Source organism: Mesorhizobium sp. M2A.F.Ca.ET.046.03.2.1 (genome assembly GCF_003952425.1).
In the GTDB taxonomy this organism is placed as follows: domain Bacteria; phylum Pseudomonadota; class Alphaproteobacteria; order Rhizobiales; family Rhizobiaceae; genus Mesorhizobium.
The window spans coordinates 1,461,140-1,477,982 of sequence record NZ_CP034449.1; the positions used below are offsets into that span (position 1 = coordinate 1,461,140).

Consider the following 16,843-nt stretch of genomic DNA (forward strand, 5'->3'; position numbering starts at 1 on the left):
GGACGCCTGCGAGGCTGGCATCGCGCTCACAAGACGTTTGTGCCTGTTAGCTTTGATCCGCCGCCGTTAGCAGCCGCTGTGAAAGCACAGCGTCCATGCTTTCCCACTCCTCAACTCCGGCGATGGGGCGACCGGGTTCAACCGTATATTTCAAAGCCGTCTTTCGGTGCATCCGGGTGAACCGGTCCAGCGCATAGACACAGGACGCGTACAGCTCTCGGATTTGAGTGCATTTCCCCTCTATCACGGGCGAGACGGTTGCTATTTTAGGAAAGGCCGCTTTCCCCTTAAGCCAGTCTGGCTGGGCCCCCGTGCTCCTCTTATCTGAAGACAACCAGCCAAAGACCGCACCAATACATCCTCGCGGGTAGTATTCCGACAGGCGATAAACATCCCTATAGAATTTCGGTTTTTGGCGGAAAATTTCTTCACCGATTAGTAGCACAGAAACCGCGACAACGCGCGCCGAGAATCGGCCACTTGGAGCCAGCCTATTCTTATAAGGGTTTTTTCCGTAGAACTCACGAAATTCGCCAAATAGATCGGGCGACATATGATTATGAAAGCGGGTCAGAATGTAATTCGCCGACTCCAGGCGCTCTAGGCACAGTGTAAGACACCGGCGCGCATCCGCCCCGACCTCGTCACGCAACTCAAGCAGGGTGTCCACTGCGAACTGCAAATCTCTCTCAATGAGTTGATGACCCAGGCAAAAATCTCGCTCCTCGACCCCAGCTGAGTCGAGGCAGTATACGCGCGGATCGCTCTCCACCGGATTGGTAAGGATCATATCTTCATAGGAAAGAACATTTATGCTAGGCTCCCGCTCGCAACTTAAGGCTGCAATGCGCTTCAGCGGCTCTCCCACCGTTAACTCCGCATCGTGATGGTTAAGTCCCGCAAATGCAGACATCTGATAAGCAATATTGAGGAGATATTGGATGTCTGTCTTGGCTACCCCAAACTCCGACTGTTTCAGATTCAGCAAGTGCGCCTCATAGTTCCCTGCCGCTAGCATGGCGTTGATGCTATGCCCAAGCGCCTTGACAGCTTCAGCCCGCTGTTCACTATTTTTGATCTCCGCGATACGGTGCGGGAGTTGGTCGGCGACAAAATCGCTAATAATCCCAAGCGGGCGTATTCGCAGGCGGCGATCGATGCGGTCCGCTAGGTGAGAAAATATCCCCCGCACCGCCCGCTGATCTGGCGAGGCCGCGGAATAACTTGGCACGTTCATTTCTTCAGGGCTCCTTTGATTTTTCCTGGGAAGTCAAGGCGCGACGGAGTTGCACTCGCGCTACATCGCTGTCAGCTTGAAAGTTTCATTTGAACTCTGGCGTAAGGACCGCGAGACCGCCGTGGTCGTGCGGGTCCTTTACGGTGTCCTTGCAACCGGCATGCCAACACAGGTTTTTCGCGGACCTTGCTTGAAAGACGGGTAAACATGGCAGGAAATGGCCCCACCGACGGGGATACTCGCGGCCTCAGCGTCGGTTTTCGAACAAGCGCGTTTTTGACCGCACTGGCTGAACTGTAAAACAGTCGTTGAATAAGTGGGAATGGACCGGCTCGGTGGAAACCGTCGCCGCGGGCAGCATGCCGGCCGCCTGGCCGGCGAAGTCCGCGCCCAGGCGGATGGCCTTGGCCACGTCGCCGCCGTCTCGGATACCGCCCGACGCGATCAACTTCACCGTTGGCAGCGCCGACGTGGTGCCGCCGGCGCCCGCGGCATCGATCAACGCCACGCCCGCCTCGACGCGGGCAGAGGCCACCGAGGCGGACAGGCCCGACCCCACTTCCTTGGCTACGATCGGCACATGGGTGAAGAAGAAGCGTAGCGCCGACACGATGCTGTTCATCGTCGGCACGGGAACATCGTCGTCCTGCTGCTCGATCTGGAACCGGCGCATGTCGTCGGTGGTCGCTGTAACCGGCGACCAGCCGAGGAAGGTCGCCAGGCGTCCGATGTCGCCGAGATGAGTTGCGCTGCGTCTCCTGGCTGAACCGGCGCAGCATCGTGTCGTGGATCAGCCGCTGACGAAGTGGACTGACAGGTAGCCTCAAGAACAGGATAGGGCATGGTCAGGCTCCTTGTTGAAGAAGCCGGTGATGCTCTGCCGCTGCCGAACCACCATCAATGAGAGCGCGACGTCGCTCGTGATCTCTACCTCACCCCAGCCCATCCCGCGTAGCGGGTTCGTTCTGCGGCCCCGAACGCGACGTCTGAGTAGTGGCTCACCAAACCGAAATGCCGCCCGCCGACTGGCCGCACGGATTTCGACCCTGCCGAAATGTCCCCAGTCACTCGGCGATACGGAATCCACCGATGAGCTGGCAGACCATGTCCGCGGCGCCGACCTTCTGGTGATCGAGGCCACCTTCCTGGAACGAGATGCGGCCATGGCGCGCGACTATGGTCATCTCACGACTGCGCAGGCTTTACCCGATGCGTACGCTGCATCGGATTAGCTATCGCCTCGCGGATCGATCGGAGCGGACCAATGCCGGTAACAGTCCTGCGCGACTGGATCTTCGACAGACGTCTTCGCGCGCCGTAGCCGTCGTCTATCCCCCTTTGTAGGGCACGGCCTTCCAAAACAATCAGAGAACCTGCGTACTACGAACCCGCACTGAGTAGATCGCAGAGCAGTGAAGCCTAACTCGCCAAGTTTTCGGCCAGTGACTACCGAGCGCCTTGAGCGCGCTCTCGATCGCATTGCCGAAATAATTGTTGCCCGCGGCGATCGAGGCGAGGCATGGCTTCCACTTTTTGATCACTTGGAGCGGGCTCTGCTGGATCATAGAGCAAAGGAAGAGCGCCTGGCCGCGATACGTGAGCGCGTCACACGATCGAAGGATCGAACGGCAGCGCAATCTTCATGAGCTCTTCCTGCCACATCTTCATCTCGCCGCCTTCGCCGTATTTGGGTCGGTCGATGGCGTGACCCATCAGCATACGCCGCAGTTCCTCGTCGAGCCGGGCATTTTTCATTCGATCCTCGAATGAGTGGCGGAGCGAATAGAATGTGTGCTTGTCGCTCGGAAAGAGCTTGTGCTTCTTAAAATGCTTATTGACGGTAGCAGACAGCTGCGTCTCTCGGTCCTTGTATTGTGGGAAGCCGTTGGGATGCTTCTTGAACACCTCCAGCGCCACGCCAACCAGTGGCACTTTCCGCACTGACGACGCTGTTTTGATCTCGCGTGGGTCCTCTGGATCCTCGCGCGGCTCGACCGAGATGTGCGGAACTTCGTGATCGAGATGAATCACGCCTTCATGAAGATTTGCCAGTTCGCTCGGCCGACAGCCTGTCTCGACGAACGCCAACGCAATCCCTCGAGCTTCGGCATTGAGCTTCGCCAATGCGCCAGGCGCGAGAATCTTGTCTCTGATCCAGTCGGTAGGAAACGGCGGCCGGCTTCGCTTCGATTTGTCACTGAAGGAGAGATCGGCGAACGGGTTCTTCTGCTCCGGAAAACCCAAGTGGCGGAAATAGTCGCTGTAGAGCGTCCGAAGATTTCCCATATTGCGGTTGCCGGTCGACGCCGAGCGATCGCCTGGCCCCTCCTCCGGCGCGATGCGGTCGAGCCAGTACTTGTGGACCTTGAGAGCGTCATCACGCGTGATCTTGCTCATAGGTTTGTCTTCGACCAAATCAATGAACACATCGACGCTCATCTGCCGCTTGGCTTTCCAGCGCTTGCGCTGGTCAGGGCTCTTGGTGCGCAACTCGTCACGGACGATGTCGGAGAAATAAACCTTCAGTGCGTCAGATATCTTGTCGTCAGGTCGCTCGACCATGCCAGCGACGGCGTCCAACGCAGGCGACTTAGCTGGCTCGCCAATGGTGCTCTCTACGCGCTGCAAGATGGTTTCCAGCGGTTCTGCGGTAAGAATCTCGGCAAGCGGCCGATAGACAAAACCGAGAGACTCAGCGCGCTTAATCGCCAGCTTGTAGCGCATACCTGCCGCTTGCGGATTGGCGCCAATCATTAGCGACGCCCAGAGTGCGTTGTCGGCCGCCTCATACATGTCGCGGACGGTTCTCGCCCTTATTCTGTCCGAAGTGTTGAGCGACTTGCGAACGAATCTGCCGCGGTGGTCCAGATCGCGAACTTCTTGGGGCACGCGCCGGCGATAGTGGAAATGCCCGCCTCTGAGTTGCAGGTAGCGATCAGGATGGTGCTCTTCGCGCCTTCGTCCCAACGTCTCGGCCTTCCGTTTGTATCACAATAGGTAGCACAATTTGTGACACAAAATCGCAAACAGACGCAAGGCATTCAATTGAATTGACCAATTTATTTCGAAAAAACAGTGGCTTACGCGAGAAGGCAATGGTACCGTTGGCTGGGCTCGAACCAGCGACCCCCAGATCCACAATCTGGTGCTCTAACCAACTGAGCTACAACGGCACATTCCAGGCGAGCGCTATCCAGGAATCCTGAGGATGCGCTCCATCGTTGGCGATGCGTCCAATACGGGCTATCGGATTCTAATTCAAGGCCCTTAATAAGGCAAAGGACGGGTTGTCCTCGTCGCACCTTTCATAAGGCAAAAGAAAAGGCCGGCGGGAGGAGGTGCCGGCCTTTTCCTGTTACGAGCCAGCGGGAGGAGGTGCTGGCTGGTCACCCCGGAAACAGAGGGAGGAGGTTCCGCTTCCGGGTATCTGGTTATTCAACTCTATCGCATAACTATTTGTCTGACGAAATGCGACGTTTTGATGCAGCGCACAGTTGTGCGCGAAAATTAGGCAGCCTTGACGTCCTTGATCGCCTTCTCGAAGGCGCTCTTGACCGGCTTGGAGACATCCTCGACCGCCTTGGTGGCGACGGCCTGGAACTCCTTGGCCTGCTCCACGGCCAATTCGGCGCGCTTGCGCAGGAAAGCGGTCTGCAGCTCGACGACTTCCGAAAGGGTCTTGGCGCCGACCAGGGCTTCAAGGTGCGAGAAGCCGGCTTCGGCATTGGCGCGCAGCGCGGCGATGGCCTTGAGCGAAACGTCACTGGAGACGGCCTTGGCGGTCTCGTAGGTCGACTCCAGAACCTTCTGGGTCTCCTCGGCACCGGTCTTCAGCTTGGCATAGGCCTCTTTCGACTGCTCGACGCCCTTCTCGGCGAAGGCGCGGATCTGGTCGGTGGCCTTGGAAGCGTCGAAGCTCGGGAATTCAACGTTTTCGATGGTCTCGGCAGCGGTCTTAGCGGTGGTCTTGGACATTTTCCAACCTTTTCGGGTAGCGGCTTTGACAGAAAGCCGTCTCGTTCATGTATGGTGGCAATATAGAGGCTTTTTTGTGCATTGCAACATCTTTGTTGCAGCGCACCATAAAATCTTCCCGTACGTCAACCGTAACGTCAGCCGCTGGGCCGTTAACCAAGAGCCCAGAGATTTCGACCTATGCAAGCCAGGGCTTGTGGACCTTCGGACCGCGGGCTTTTATTAACAAAGCGTTAACTGAAATGCCCGCTCCGGAGGGTTGCCCAGCGCATGCCGCCTGAAAACTACTCCTTCCTCGACGTCGCCGTGCTCGACGCGGTGCGTCAGCGCTTTGCCGCTGGCGACGCCCTGGCCATTTTGTCGGCCGACCTCGAGCAGGTGATCTGGGCGAACGGACCGGGGGCGTCGGTATTCGGCTATCCGGATATCGAGGCCATCATCGGCGCCTCGGCGCGGCTGCCGCTGATTGCCCGACGGCAGATCATGGCGACCAGCGGCTTTCCCGAGATTGGCAGCGACCGTGCCATCACGGTGAGGCTGGCCACCGGCATGGTGAGCCGGGCCGTGGGCTTCCTGGCCAGCGCCGTGACGATGCCGGACGGCGAGAAGGCAATCATGCTGGCGGTGCCGGCGGCGCAGACTAGCTCACGCAGCGCCGGCGAAGTCGCCGGCCGAGCCATCGGTGGTTTTACCGAGGCAGGGCATTTCATCGCCTTCGTCGACGCGCAAGGCGGCGTCGAGGCAGCCTCGGACGGCTTCGCGGCGCTCGGCATCGAGCCGCGGACGCTGGCTGCGCTGGTTGCGGATGTGGCAAGCAGCGGCGACCGTGTCGTCAAGCGCCTTGTGCCTGGCAGCGGCACTTCCTACCCGGCCGGTTTCGCGCGGCTCACCGACACACGGCATCTGCTGGTGGTGATCGATGAAGACCAGCTCGACGGCGACCAAGGGGAACAGCCGACCGCCGGCCAGGGCGATCGGCCCGATGGTGAGCAAGGCGCGACGCCAGGCACCGTTGCAGCCACGCTGTCGGGTGAAAGCCTGGCCGCCGAGCCCGAACCCCGGCCGGTCCAGGACAACAGCCCCGCACCGGTCGTGACAGCCGGCGGACAAGCCAAGCTGGTCCCGGAGCCTTCTGAAGGCGATGCACAGACTGACGCTGGAAGCCGGGTCGTGCCCAGCCAGCAGCCTGCCCGGACCGATCATCAGGCGGATGCCGCCGAGCCCAGCCAACAGGCCGCGGACGCCGGCGCCGGCCAGCATGACCATTGGTATTTCAACGCCGGCGACGATGACGCCGGGCAGGCTCAACCGGCGGCGCCGGCGAAGGATGAGCCGAAGGAGGCCGTCGCGGCCGAAGGCCTGCGGCCGGGTGTTGGCGAGACGGCCGCGCGCGAAACCGTCATGCCATCTCGGCCAGCCCTGCCCCGCGGCATCGACCGTTCGGCGCCACCCTTGCGCTTCGTCTGGCGCACCGACGCCGACGGCAAATTCAGCGCGTTGTCGCCCGAATTCGCAGACATCGTCGGCCAGCCCGCCGCCGATGTGATCGGCCGCCGCTTCAAGGACGTCGCCACCATCTTCGGTCTCGACACCTCGGGCGAGATCGCCGGTCTGCTCGAGCGGCGCGACACTTGGTCAGGCCGATCGGTGCTGTGGCCGGTGGCCGGAACCGATCTGAAGATACCGGTCGATCTGGCGGCGCTGCCCGTCTATGGCCGCAGCCGCGCCTTCGAGGGTTTTCGCGGCTTTGGCGTCGCACGCGCGGCCGACGCCGTGGTCGATCCCGAAGCGCTCGGCATGGCGCTGGTGCCTAATGCCGCGCCTGCCGGGAGCGAGCCGTCGGTCGAGCAGCCAGCCGCGGAGCAGGCGCAGCCGGAACAGCCAAAGCCCGCAGATCCGTTCCAGGGCGAAGTGCCGGCGCTGAGCATCGTGCCGAAGCCGGAGCGGCGCTTCGCCGACAAGGTGATAAGGCTGGCCGAGCACCGCCAGCCGGTCAACGACAAGCAGCCGGGGAGCGACACGCCCGCAAGTCAGAAGAGCCTGTCGATCCTTGAGCGCAGCGCCTTCCGCGAGATTGGCGAGCGGCTGCGCAAGGACAATTCCCTGCCCGCCGAGCCGGGCGCCGCCGAAGCCGGCAAGCAGACCGATGCGGTTGTTGCCGGCAAGGACGAGGCAACAGCGAAAGAGCCCGCCGTCGCAACGAAGGCCGAGGCCAACCAGCCAACGACGCTTGAAGAGGCGGCGCACGAGAACCCCGCGCTGGAGGCGACGCCGGCACCGGAAGCCTCGGAAACCTCCGACGCGAAGGCTGATGCGGAGACTGCTGAAGCACAGACCGAGGCGGAAGACCAGGAAGACCTGGCGAGGCTCGACGGTATCGATGACGCCGCCGCGACGAGCGACGCCGGCAAGACGGTGACGCCGGCCGCTTCCGGCTCGCTGCTCAGCTACGCAGGTGGTGAGAAGTCCAGGGAAGAAGCCGGCGTCGAACCTGCTTCCGAGGACAGCCGGGCAGCGGCCACCCGGCAGGCGGCCGAGCGTGCCGATTCTGAGGCGCGGCAGCCGGTCGAACGGCCAGTGACCGAGCTGGTCGCCGAAAAGCCGGCGCGCGATGCGACGGCGGATGATGACAGCATGACCGCCGACGATTTCCGCGATGCGCAAGACAGCGAGGATTGGGCCGGCTCCGACGCCGACGCGGCGACGGCCGCGGAAGAACCCGTAACGCCGGCGCGGCCACGCCTGGACGTGCCGCCACTCAAGCTCGCAGGCTTTGTGCCCTCCGCTTTTTCGACCGGAGAGGAAGCCAAGGCGCCCGATACGTCCATCCTCGCCAGGCTGCCGGTGCCGCTGCTGATCCATTCGGGTGACGAGCTCCATTACGCCAATGACGCCTTCCTCGAACTCACCGGCTACGATGCGCTGGACGACCTCGCGGATGCGGGGGGCCTGGGCGCGTTGTTTGCCGATCCCTATGCCGAGGATGCCGGCGCGGACGAAAGCGACCACTCGCTTAAGCTCAAGAGCCGCCAGGGCCTGGAATTTCCAATCGAAGCCCTGCTTCGCTCGGTGCCATGGCGGGGCGGCAAGGCGCTCATGCTGGTGGTGCGGCGTTCCGGCGAGGACGATGCCGCGCATTTCACCGCCGCCAATGACGAGCCGGCGCTGCAGCCGGATGTTCCGGAATTGAAATCGCGCATCGCCGAGATGCGCACCATCATCGACACCGCCACGGATGGCGTCGTACTGATCGGCCGCGACGGCAACATCCGCTCGATCAGCCGGCCGGCGGAAGCCCTTTTCGGCTTCGACAGCGACGAGGTCGCCGGCAAGCCCTTTGCCTCGCTGTTCGCTATCGAAAGCCAGCGCGCGGCGCGCGACTATCTCGCGGGCCTTTCGGAGCCGGGCGTGGCGAGCGTCTTGAATGACGGCCGCGAGGTCATCGGCCGCGAGGCGCAGGGACGTTTCATCCCGCTGTTCATGACCATCGGCAGGCTGCCGAACGACAGCGGCTTCTGCGCCGTGGTGCGCGACATCACGCAATGGAAGCGGGCCGAGGAAGACCTGACCCAGGCACGCGCGGTTGCCGAGCGCGCGTCCTCGCAGAAGACGGATTTCCTGGCCCGCATCAGCCATGAGATCCGCACGCCGCTCAACGCCATCATCGGCTTTTCCGAGCTGATGGTGGACGAGAAATTCGGCCCGATCGCCAATGACCGCTATCGCGACTATCTGCGCGACATCAACCGGTCAGGCAATCACGTGCTCGACCTCGTCAACGACCTGCTCGACATCTCGAAGATCGAGGCCGGGCAGCAGGAGATGGACTACGAGGCGGTGTCGCTCAACGACACGCTGGCCGAGACGGTGGCGATGATGCAGCCGCAAGCCAATCGAGAGCGCGTCATCATCCGCTCCAGCTTCGCCTCGCGGCTGCCGGAAGTGGTGGCGGATTTGCGAAGCGTGCGCCAGATCGCCCTCAACATCCTGTCCAACGCCATCCGCTACACCCAGGCCGGCGGCCAGGTGATCGTCTCGACCGCGTACGAAGCCTCAGGCGATGTCGTCATGCGCGTGCGCGATACCGGCATCGGCATGACCCCGGCCGAGATCGAGCAGGCGCTGAAGCCGTTCAAGCAGATCAATGCGCTGAAGCGCGGACGCGGCGACGGCACTGGCCTCGGCCTGCCCCTCACCAAGGCCATGGTGGAGGCGAACCGAGCCCGCTTCGCCATCACCTCGACGCCGGGCGAAGGAACGCTGGTCGAGGTCGTCTTCCCCTCGACCCGCGTGCTTGCCGAATAAGATCGTCCTCGGTTCCAGCCAAAGAAAAAGGCGTCCGGGAGGACGCCTTGAGAAATGGGATGCTGTCACAACGGGGGCTTGAGCTGAACCTCAGGGGACGAGGAACGGGATTTCTCCCTCAAGTTACACGCGACTATCGGGGTCGTCCCTTAACAAGTCCTTACCGGACCTCAGAAAAGTTTACGAATGTGTACCACCCGTGAAATCTAGGTAAATTCGCCGTACCGATTTCGTTAACCATGCCATCCGTCAGCCCGCCAGCTGCGGCAGGTCGCGGAACAGCTCCAGCGCTTCCGGGTTTGCAAGCGCTTCCTTGTTCTTCACGGCACGGCCGTGAACCACGTCGCGCACCGCGAGTTCGGTGATCTTGCCGGACTTGGTGCGCGGGATGTCGGTGACGGCGACGATCCTGGCCGGCACGTGACGCGGGCTGGCGCCGGTGCGGATCCTGGCGCGGATGCGCTTTTCCAGATCCTCGTCCAGGGTCACGCCGGCGGCCAGCCGCGCGAACAGCACGACACGGACATCATTGTCGAAATCCTGGCCGATGCAGAGCGCCTCGAGGATTTCCGGCATCTGTTCGACCTGGTTGTAGATCTCGGCCGTGCCGATCCGGACCCCGCCCGGATTGAGCGTCGCATCCGAACGGCCATGGATGATCATGCCGCCATGCGCCGTCCATTCGGCGAAGTCGCCATGGCACCAGACATTGTCGAAACGCTCGAAATAGGCGGCGTGATACTTCTTGCCCTCGGGGTCGTTCCAGAAGCCGATCGGCATCGACGGGAAGGCCTTGGTGCAGACGAGCTCGCCCTTCTCCTGCCGGATCGGCTTGCCGTCGTCGTCCCAGACGTCGACCGCCAGGCCGAGACCAGGTCCCTGGATTTCCCCGATCCAGACAGGCTCGGTGGGAACGCCGAGCACGAAACAGGACACGATGTCGGTGCCTCCCGAGATCGAGGCCAGATGCACGTCCTTCTTGATGCCGTCATAGACGAAGCGGAAATCCTCCGGCGACAGCGGCGAGCCGGTGGAGGAGACGGTGCGCACGCTGGACAGATCGTGGGTCGCGATCGGCTTGAGCCCTGCCTTGCGAACGGAATCGATGAACTTCGCCGAGGTGCCGAAATAGGTCATCTGCTCGGCATCGGCGAAATCGAACAGCACATTGCCGTCGGGGTAGAAAGGCGAGCCGTCATAGAGCAAAAGCGTCGCGCCGGAAGCGAGGCCCGAGACCAGCCAGTTCCACATCATCCAGCCGCAGGTGGTGAAATAGAACAGACGGTCGCCGTCGAGCAGGCCGGCATGCAGGCGATGCTCCTTGACATGCTGGATCAGCGTGCCGCCGGCCGAATGCACGATGCATTTCGGGATGCCGGTCGTACCCGAGGAAAACAGGATATAGAGCGGATGCGCGAAAGGCAGCCGCTCGAAGCTGACGGTCTTTGCGGCGAATGGCGAGAGCGCTTCTTCGAGCGCGGTCGCCCCGTCGATGGTGGCGGCGACGTCGGCCGAGGTGCCGAGATAATCGACGATCAGCACCTTGCGCAGCGTGGTGAGCTTGGCCACCACGGCGCGCACCTTGTCGGCCACCTCGATCGCCTTGCCGTTGTACCAATAGCCGTCCGGCGCGATGAAGACGACCGGTTCGATCTGGCCGAAGCGGTCGAGCACGCCCTGCCCGCCGAAATCGGGAGAGCAGGACGACCATACCGCGCCGATCGAGCTCGCCGCCAGCATCGCGGCGATGGTGTCTGGCATGTTCGGCATCATGGCGGCGATGCGGTCGCCGGCCTTGACGCCGAGCGACAGGAAAAGCTGCTGCAGCCGCGAGGTCAGCGCGTGAAGCTCGTTCCAGGATAGCCGGCGCTCGACCTTGTCCTCGCCGCGAAAGACGATGGCAGGACCGCCGCCGGTCTTCTGCAAAAGGTTCTCGGCAAAGTTCAACTTGGCGTCAGGAAAGAAAGCCGCGCCGGGCATCCGCTCGCCGTCGATGAGGCCCCGCTCGCCTCTGTCGCCGACAAGCCCGCAGAAATCCCAGACCAGGCTCCAGAAAGCTTCTCGATGCTCGATCGACCAGCGGTGAAGTTCCGCGTAGCTGGAGAAAGCCTCCCCGACCTTCGCTGCCGCGGCCTTCATGAACGCGGTTAACGGCGCTGCGTCGATCCGCTCCTGCGTCGGGGTCCACAAAGGTGTGTCGGCGGCCATGATCGCTCCTCCCAAAGCGCGTCGCGAACGAGCCAGTTAAGCTCAACATCGCCTATGCCATCGTTCCAAAAACGGCGCGCAACCGTGGACCGGGGTCGTACGGTTCGCTTATGCATATTGCAGCGCAGCAGAGCAAGATTTTGTTCGCGCGACCCATGGCTGTCCCTGCGCAAATGCCATCGCAAGGCCATAAAGACTTGAAAAGCGTCGGCGCTCGGTTACACCGTCGGGCGATTTTGTCGGCAATAGAAGCATACGGGGCGAAATGCCATCATCTTTGATCCGGCGCGGGGTGTGGGCGATCGGCGTTGCCGTGCTCGTCATCGCGCTCGCGGTCGCGGCGCTGCCGCTGATTGCCTCGACCCGCATCGTGCGCGACCGCATCGCCTGGGAATTGAGCGCCTGGAGCGGCTTCAGGGTCACGATCGACGGCTCGCCGCGCATCGAGGTTTGGCCGAAGTTTCGGGCCATCCTCAGCGACGTGACCCTGTCGCAATGGACAGAGACCGACGCGCCGCCGGTGGTCGAGGCCGATCGCGTGGAGGTCGATCTCTCAGCCATGGCCGCCTTGCAGGGCGACGTCGCCTTCTCGACCGCAAGGCTGGTGCGCCCGACGATCAGGGTGCAGCGCATGGCGAACGGCTTCTATCTGCCACCGCTTCCGACCGGCGGGCGCATCACGCGCTCGATCGATACCGCGCGCGGTGTGGTCGCGGCCAACCCGCAGAAGCCAGACCTCGGCAGATTGCCTTCCGATCCGTTCGGCACCGTCGAGTTCCGCGATGGCCGCGTCGTGACGACGGCCGACGGCAAGGACACCGAAATCCTGAGCAGCCTGAGCGGCCAGGTGAACTGGGAGGCGATGAACAGCGATGCATCGCTGACCGCGACCGGAATCTGGCGCGGCGAGACCGTGCAGCTCGATTTCTCCTCGGCGAAACCGCTGGTGCTGTTTGCCGGAGGCGCGGCGCCCGTCACCCTCTCCTTCAAGGCGGCACCAGCGACATTCTCCTTCGACGGAACGGCCTCGATGTCGGACAATGCCTATCTGGACGGACAGGCCAAGTTCGCAGCCCCGTCGCTGCGGCGCGTGCTGGAGTGGTCGCAGGCCGGCCTCGCGCCGGGCGCCGCGATCGGGGCGGTCTCGGTCGCCAGCAAGGTGAACGCCTCGGCGGGGCGCGCGAAATTCGAGAACACGACCGTCACGCTGAACAACAATCCGGGCATGGGAGCGCTGGATTTCTCCTTCGCGGAAGGGCGCCCGGTGATCGCCGGCACGCTCGCCTTCGATACGCTGGATCTAAGATCTTTCCTGTCGGCCTTCACGCCCGTCGCGCCCACCAGCGAGGCCGGCCCAGGCGACATCGACACCAGCTTCGCCGACCGTATCAACCTCGACCTCAGGCTGTCGGCGGCGCATGCCATGGCGGGACCGGTGCAGCTCGCCGACGTCGCGGCGACCGCGCAGGTCAAGAACGGTCTTGCCGTCTTCGACATATCCGACGCGTCGGCCTTCAACGGCACCATCCAGAGCAGCCTGCGCTTCGACCGTAAGCCTGAGGGCACGCAGGTGGAGCTGCGGCTCCTGGCGTCGGATGTGGATACGGGAGCCTTTGCCACCGCGGCGGGAATGACGCGGCTGGTGCCGGCCGGCACCGGCACGGTGTCGGTCATCCTCAAGGGACCGGGCAAGGCGTGGAATTCGATTTTTGAGAATGCCGACGGATCGTTCTCCGCGACGTTCGGGCCGGGCACGCTCAACGGGCTCGACCTGCCGGCCTTCCTCAAGCGCAACCAGCAAGGCGGCTTCTTCGCGCTTGACGACGTCGCCAATGGTTCCCTGCCGATCGATGGCGCCGAAATCAAGGCAAGCATCTCGAAGGGCGTGGCGCGCCTCGACAAGGCCGAGATCAATGCGCAGAAATACAAAATCTGGCTGTCGGGCATCGCCTCCTACGCCGGACGTGGGCTGGCGCTCTCGGGCGGCGTGATGCCCAGCGGACAGCCCGCACAGCAGCCCCAGCAGGCCAACGGCCAGGCGGCCAATCCGCCTCCCGCTCAGCCGAACCAGTCGCTGTTCTTCGTCGGCGGCAACTGGAGCGCGCCGTTCATCTCGCCGATCGCTCCCGGCGTTTCAGGCCAGTAAGGCGGGGCGCAAAGCGTCCCCGTACCCACTGCTCAACCGCGTTGCGCGGCCTGCTCGTCGAGCTGGCGTTGGATCTCGCGACGCTTGTTGGCGATCGAGGCGATGATGACGCCGACAGCCACGACCGCGATCAGGATGGTGCAGGCGGCGTTGATTTCCGGCGTCACGCCGAGACGCACCTGGCTGTAGATCTTCATCGGCAGCGTGGTGGCGCCCGGGCCCGAGGAGAAGCTCGCGATGACCAGATCGTCGAGCGAGAGCGTGAAAGCCAGCATCCAGCCGGAGATGATCGCCGGCAGGATGACCGGCAAGGTGATCTGGAAGAAGGTCTTCACCGGTGGCGCGCCGAGATCCATCGCCGCCTCCTCGAGCGAGCGATCGAACGAGACCAGCCGCGACTGCACGACGACGGCGACGAAGCACATGGTGAAGGTGATGTGCGCGAGCGTCACCGTGAAGAAGCCGCGGTCCAGCCCGACGGCGACGAAGAGCAAGAGCAGCGAGAGGCCCGTGATGACCTCCGGCATGACCAGCGGCGCGAAGACCATGCCCGAAAACAGCACCCGCCCCCGGAAGCGCGTGTAGCGCGTCAGCGTGATGGCGGCGAGCGTGCCGAGCACGGTCGCCACCGTCGCCGAGATGACGCCCACGCGCGCCGTCACCCAGGTGGCGTCCATCAGGCCCTGATTGTGGAATAGCGACACGTACCACTTGGTCGAGAAGCCGCCCCAGACGGTGACGAGCTTCGATTCGTTGAAGGAAAAGACGATCAGAAGCACGATCGGCAGATAGAGGAAGGCAAAGCCCAGCACGATCGAGGTGATGTTGAAGCGGCTCCAGGTCGAGTTCATCTGCCCTGCTCCTGTGCCTTTGCTTGCGCCTGCTGGAAGAACATGATCGGGATGATCAGGACCAGGAGCAGGATGACGGCCACCGCCGAGGAGACCGGCCAGTCGCGGTTGGAGAAGAATTCGTTCCAGAGCGTCTTGCCGATCATCAGCGTCTGCGAGCCGCCGAGAAGGTCGGGGATGACGAACTCGCCGACGGCCGGGATGAACACCAGCAGGCAGCCGGCGACTACGCCGGGCAGCGACAGCGGGAAGGTGATCTTCCAGAAGGCGCCGATCGGCGGGCAGCCGAGATCCTCCGCGGCCTCGACCAGCGAATAGTCCATCTTTTCAAGCGACGAATAGAGCGGCAGCACCATGAAGGGCAGGTAGGAATAGACGATGCCGATGAAGATCGCCGTGTAGGTGTTCAGGATCACCAGCGGCTGGCTGATGATGTGCAGCGACATCAGCAACTGATTGAGCAACCCTTCGGGCTTGAGGATGCCGATCCAGGCATAGACGCGGATCAGGAACGATGTCCAGAAGGGCAGGATCACCAGCATCAGCAGGGTCGGACGGATCGTCGCCGGCGCACGCGCCATGCCATAGGCGATCGGATAGCCGACGATCAGGGTGAGTATCGTCGAGATCCCCGCGATGACCAGGCTCGTCACATAGGCGTTGAAATAGAGCGCATCCTGGGTGAGCCAGGTGTAGTTATCGAAGTTGAGCTCGCGGAAGCCGGCGAGGAATCCCGAGATGCCGTCGCTGAAGTTGAGCACCGGCGTATAGGGCGGCATAGAGATCGCCGTCTGCGACAGCGAGATCTTGAAGACGATGATGAAGGGAACGAGGAAGAAGAACAGCAGCCAGAGATAGGGGATGATGATGACGAGGCGGTTGACGAAGCCTTTCGCCAGCCTCGCCGGCAGTGTCGTGGTTTGCGTCAATGGGGCGGCAGTCGCTGCGATATCGGTCATCTCAGCCTCTATCGGGTCAACACGACGCCGGCATCGGGCCGGAAGGAGACCCAGGCGCGGTCATTCCAGGTCAGCGGATCCTCGGTGACGCGCGAGGCGTTCAAGGCGCTTGCCCGCACGATCTGCCCGTCGTCGAGCCTGATGTGAAAGACGGTCATGTCGCCGAGATAGGCGACGTCATAGACCTCGCCTTCCAGCGCATTGACGGCATCGGCGGGCTTTTTCGAGGAGACCTTGATCTTCTCCGGCCGGATCGCGAAGACGATGTCGGAGCCGGCAGCGGCGTTGCCGCCATTGTCGACGACGATCTGGGCGCCGGTCGCGCCGGTGATGCGCGTCGCGTTTGCCGTGTGCTCGGCAACCTTGCCCTCGAACATGTTCACGTTGCCGACGAAATGCGCCACGAAACGCGAGGTCGGCGCCTCGTAGATCTCGGCCGGCGTGGCGACCTGCATGACCTCGCCCTTGTCCATGATGGCGATGCGATCGGCCATGGTCATGGCTTCTTCCTGGTCGTGGGTGACGACGACGAAGGTGAGGCCGAGCTCCTGCTGCAGGTCCATCAGCTCGAATTGCGTTTCCTCGCGCAGCTTCTTGTCCAAAGCGCCGAGAGGTTCGTCGAGCAGCAGAACCTTGGGCCGCTTGGCGACCGAGCGCGCAAGCGCCACGCGCTGGCGCTGACCGCCCGAGAGCTGATGCGGCTTGCGCTTGGCGAACTGCTCGAGCTTGACCAGCTTCAGCATCTCCGCGACGCGTTTTTCAATATCAGGCCCCGGCATACCTTCCTGCTTGAGGCCGAAGGCGATGTTCTTCTCCACCGTCATATGCGGGAACAGCGCGTAGGACTGGAACATCATGTTGACGGGCCGCTTGTAGGGCGGGATGCCGCGCAGGTCCTGCCCGTCCAGCAGGATGCGGCCCGCCGTCGGCTCCTCGAAGCCGGCGAGCATCCTGAGCAGGGTCGACTTGCCGCAACCGGAGGCGCCGAGCAGCGCGAAGAATTCGCGCTCGAAGATGGTCAGCGACAGATTGTTCACGGCGGTGAAGTCACCGAACTTCTTGGTGACCTTGTCGAACTGGATATATGGCTTGGCGTTCGGGTCGTTCCATGGCGCGAAATCCCTGCGGATGCTGCCAAGCGATTTCATGATCCCCACTCCGT

At 62.8% G+C, this 16,843-nt stretch carries 9 protein-coding genes, 1 tRNA gene and 2 pseudogenes; 3 read left to right on the forward strand and 9 right to left on the reverse strand.

Features of this window, described 5'->3' with window-relative positions:
• Nucleotides 1–46: 46 nt before the first annotated feature.
• Together EJ072_RS07005 and EJ072_RS07010 are read right to left on the reverse strand one after the other, a co-directional pair.
• Nucleotides 47–1,237, reverse strand: coding sequence for a hypothetical protein (locus tag EJ072_RS07005; RefSeq protein ID WP_245429457.1), 1,191 nt, complete (start codon nucleotides 1,235–1,237; stop codon nucleotides 47–49).
• Between the two features lie 316 nt (nucleotides 1,238–1,553).
• Nucleotides 1,554–1,817: pseudogene (locus EJ072_RS07010) on the reverse strand (glutamate synthase-related protein); the annotation flags it as partial.
• Nucleotides 1,818–2,307: 490 nt separating this feature from the next.
• Here EJ072_RS07010 and EJ072_RS07020 point away from each other — a divergent pair.
• A pseudogene (locus tag EJ072_RS07020) lies at nucleotides 2,308–2,463 on the forward strand (ribonuclease Z); the annotation flags it as partial.
• 379 nt (nucleotides 2,464–2,842) lie between these two features.
• Here EJ072_RS07020 and EJ072_RS07025 read toward each other — a convergent pair.
• The 3 genes from EJ072_RS07025 to EJ072_RS07035 form a co-directional block, all read right to left on the reverse strand.
• Nucleotides 2,843–4,204, reverse strand: coding sequence for a DUF6538 domain-containing protein (locus tag EJ072_RS07025; RefSeq protein WP_095814960.1), 1,362 nt, complete (start codon nucleotides 4,202–4,204; stop codon nucleotides 2,843–2,845).
• Nucleotides 4,205–4,333: 129 nt separating this feature from the next.
• A tRNA-His gene (locus tag EJ072_RS07030) sits at nucleotides 4,334–4,410 on the reverse strand.
• A gap of 334 nt (nucleotides 4,411–4,744) precedes the next feature.
• Complete coding sequence (locus EJ072_RS07035) at nucleotides 4,745–5,212, reverse strand: phasin (protein ID WP_126079079.1); 468 nt, start codon at nucleotides 5,210–5,212, stop codon at nucleotides 4,745–4,747.
• A gap of 270 nt (nucleotides 5,213–5,482) precedes the next feature.
• Here EJ072_RS07035 and EJ072_RS07040 point away from each other — a divergent pair, with 270 nt between their 5' ends.
• Nucleotides 5,483–9,517: a PAS domain S-box protein gene (locus EJ072_RS07040; RefSeq protein WP_126079080.1), complete on the forward strand. Its 4,035-nt coding sequence runs from the start codon at nucleotides 5,483–5,485 to the stop codon at nucleotides 9,515–9,517.
• 249 nt (nucleotides 9,518–9,766) lie between these two features.
• On the opposite strand, the gene EJ072_RS07045 is transcribed toward EJ072_RS07040, so the two are convergent.
• Entirely contained in the window at nucleotides 9,767–11,725 is a 1,959-nt protein-coding gene (locus EJ072_RS07045) for an acetoacetate--CoA ligase (RefSeq protein ID WP_126079081.1), read from the reverse strand.
• Nucleotides 11,726–11,990: 265 nt separating this feature from the next.
• On the opposite strand from EJ072_RS07045, the gene EJ072_RS07050 reads away from it, so the two are divergent.
• On the forward strand, nucleotides 11,991–13,871 hold the full coding sequence (locus EJ072_RS07050) for an AsmA family protein (RefSeq protein WP_126079082.1): 1,881 nt from the start codon (nucleotides 11,991–11,993) through the stop codon (nucleotides 13,869–13,871).
• A 32-nt stretch (nucleotides 13,872–13,903) separates the two neighbouring features.
• Here the strand turns inward: EJ072_RS07050 and EJ072_RS07055 are convergent, their stop codons facing one another.
• Genes EJ072_RS07055 through EJ072_RS07065 form a run of 3 tightly spaced genes read right to left on the reverse strand, consistent with a single transcriptional unit; the run spans nucleotide 13,904 to nucleotide 16,829 of the window.
• Nucleotides 13,904–14,722, reverse strand: a complete 819-nt coding sequence (locus EJ072_RS07055; RefSeq protein ID WP_042640957.1) for an ABC transporter permease subunit — start codon at nucleotides 14,720–14,722, stop codon at nucleotides 13,904–13,906.
• Nucleotides 14,719–15,681: an ABC transporter permease subunit gene (locus EJ072_RS07060; RefSeq protein WP_126079083.1), complete on the reverse strand. Its 963-nt coding sequence runs from the start codon at nucleotides 15,679–15,681 to the stop codon at nucleotides 14,719–14,721. The genes EJ072_RS07055 and EJ072_RS07060 overlap by 4 nt, the downstream gene beginning before the upstream one ends.
• Before the next feature lie 8 nt (nucleotides 15,682–15,689).
• Nucleotides 15,690–16,829, reverse strand: a complete 1,140-nt coding sequence (locus EJ072_RS07065; RefSeq protein WP_112131118.1) for an ABC transporter ATP-binding protein — start codon at nucleotides 16,827–16,829, stop codon at nucleotides 15,690–15,692.
• Between the last annotated feature and the right edge of the window lie 14 nt (nucleotides 16,830–16,843).

Coding starts and splice junctions, on each gene's coding strand:
- EJ072_RS07005 (WP_245429457.1), bottom strand. CDS start 1,237: ATGAACGTGCCAAGTTATTCCGCGGCCTCGCCAGATCAGCGGGCGGTG.
- EJ072_RS07035 (WP_126079079.1), bottom strand. CDS start 5,212: ATGTCCAAGACCACCGCTAAGACCGCTGCCGAGACCATCGAAAACGTT.
- EJ072_RS07040 (WP_126079080.1), top strand. CDS start 5,483: ATGCCGCCTGAAAACTACTCCTTCCTCGACGTCGCCGTGCTCGACGCG.
- EJ072_RS07045 (WP_126079081.1), bottom strand. CDS start 11,725: ATGGCCGCCGACACACCTTTGTGGACCCCGACGCAGGAGCGGATCGAC.
- EJ072_RS07050 (WP_126079082.1), top strand. CDS start 11,991: ATGCCATCATCTTTGATCCGGCGCGGGGTGTGGGCGATCGGCGTTGCC.
- EJ072_RS07055 (WP_042640957.1), bottom strand. CDS start 14,722: ATGAACTCGACCTGGAGCCGCTTCAACATCACCTCGATCGTGCTGGGC.
- EJ072_RS07060 (WP_126079083.1), bottom strand. CDS start 15,681: ATGACCGATATCGCAGCGACTGCCGCCCCATTGACGCAAACCACGACA.
- EJ072_RS07065 (WP_112131118.1), bottom strand. CDS start 16,829: ATGAAATCGCTTGGCAGCATCCGCAGGGATTTCGCGCCATGGAACGAC.